The sequence below is a fragment of the Paraburkholderia sp. UCT31 genome (assembly GCF_014397655.1).
Lineage (GTDB): Bacteria > Pseudomonadota > Gammaproteobacteria > Burkholderiales > Burkholderiaceae > Paraburkholderia > Paraburkholderia tuberum.
Map to the genome: position 1 here is coordinate 1 of NZ_VZQP01000173.1, position 1,391 is coordinate 1,391.

Sequence of the window (1,391 nt, forward strand, 5' to 3'; positions counted from 1 at the left end):
GGCTCTTTTGAAAATGCAGTGGGTAACGGGGCTCACGAGGCATGCGGGTTGAAGCCGGAGAAATCGAGCTTGCCAGCAACGAGAAAGAGGACCGTGCGCATCGTCGCGAAGCGCGTGTAGCCGCGAGCCTTTCGCTTGGCCGCTTGAAACAAGCCGTTGATTGCTTCGATGAAGCCGTTGGTCTGGCGCGTCTGAGTCCAGGCGACGATGCCGTCGAAGTGCCGACGAATCAGACGCGCGACGTCCTTCATCGGCTCGACTTTCGAGCGCATGACGTTGGTGCACCACTGCCGCAACATCTCGGAGACGACATGGATTTGCTTGCGCCCGAGAATCTCGCGCAGTTGCTCGCGATACAGCCATGCGCGGGCGGTGCGCTTGGTGGCGTACTGCCTGACCAGCGCCTCGAGGTCGGTCAATTGCGCCAGATTCAGTTTGTTGGCGTCCTTGAGCAGCGTCCAGCGCATCCCTTTAAGTTCTGGGTCGGCTTTCTGTTGTTGGCGGCGCACCGTATCAAGCGCCTTGGACGCGTGGGCGACGACGTGAAACTTGTCGAACGTCAGCCGCGCATTGGGCAGATGTTCGCCCACGCCTTTGATGAAGGCGGGCGACATGTCGATGCTCACCGAGGTGACCTGCTCGGGCGTGCCGTGGTGTCGGCTCAGATATGCCGCGAAGCCTTCAATCGTCTTCGCGTCACGCCCGGGCGTGACGAACACGACCCGTCGCGCCTGCATGTCGGCGACCAGCGTCAGATACTCGTGGCCGCGCCGGTACGAGGTTTCGTCAATAGCTACCGTGCTCACGTCCGACAGGTTCGCCGACGTGAGCGCGAGTTCCACATAGCGAGAGCAGATGGCATGCACTCGGTGCCACGACAGATTGACGATGCGTGCCACCGCGGCAAACGGCATCTGCTGCGCCAGCATCAGCACCAGCGCTTCGAACAGCAACGTGAAGCCGTCGAGTTGGCCGACCCAGTCGGGTTCCACCAGCCGTACCGCGCCATCCGGCAAGCGCACTCGCGGTACCCGCACTTCCAGATAGCACTCGTGCTGGAAGAAATTCAGGTGGCGCAGTCGCTTGATTTGCGTGTCATGCACTGGGTGCTCACCGGCGACCCCGGGGTAGGCGAAGCGGCTGCCAGCGACAAAGTCCACGGCAATCGTGAGCTGCCGTTTGGCCGTGTCGAAGTCGACGCCTTGCACGTACCACGGGGCCTTGATTCCCAAGGCGGCTTCAAAGAGTTGATTCGTCATGTTCGCTTCGTCTCGCATGGCTGGTTGCCGCATTCTGCCGCAACCAGCCATGCACCAGCTTGCCGGTTCAGGGCGCCTCAAGGGTTCGCTGCGCCGGGCTCACGCCCGCCCTTGACCCGCCAAATCACCCAC

1 protein-coding gene is annotated in these 1,391 nt (G+C 62.0%); it reads right to left on the bottom strand.

The genetic code is table 11. From position 1 onward, the window contains the following. Positions 1-32: 32 nt before the first annotated feature. Positions 33-1,259: an ISL3 family transposase gene (locus tag F6X40_RS41430; RefSeq protein WP_187631881.1), complete on the bottom strand. Its 1,227-nt coding sequence runs from the start codon at positions 1,257-1,259 to the stop codon at positions 33-35. Between the last annotated feature and the right edge of the window lie 132 nt (positions 1,260-1,391).